This is a genomic window from Streptomyces sp. GbtcB7 (assembly GCF_019091445.1).
Classification (GTDB): Bacteria; Actinomycetota; Actinomycetes; order Streptomycetales; family Streptomycetaceae; genus Streptomyces; species Streptomyces mirabilis.
The window spans coordinates 1-269 of record NZ_JAGXJM010000306.1; the positions used below are offsets into that span (position 1 = coordinate 1).

A 269-nucleotide genomic window follows, 5' to 3' on the forward strand; every position below is an offset into this window, starting at 1 on the left:
ACCTCCCCCCTCGCCCCCCGCCCACCGGGATGACGGCCGCCCGCCTTGACTACGTCTCGGACCGCCGATTCCTGCTCGGCCCCGGTGCTTCGGGTCCGCAGGTGGACGAGGGATTCCACGGCGTGCCCTATGACGCTCCGCTCGCCCGGTCCCGCGAGATCATCGACATCTGCCGACAGGTGTGGCGCCGCGAACGAGTCGAGCACGACGGTACTCACTACCAGATTCCGCTGGCTCCGCCCCGGGGCTCGGGTCTGGTGAGGCCGATC

General features: G+C 70.6%; 1 protein-coding gene. It reads left to right on the forward strand.

Translation table 11 applies throughout. The annotated features are described in order from the left end of the window. Positions 1-269 (forward strand): LLM class flavin-dependent oxidoreductase (locus tag KVT44_RS56145; protein ID WP_217576998.1); only part of this gene is annotated, 269 nt, incomplete at both ends.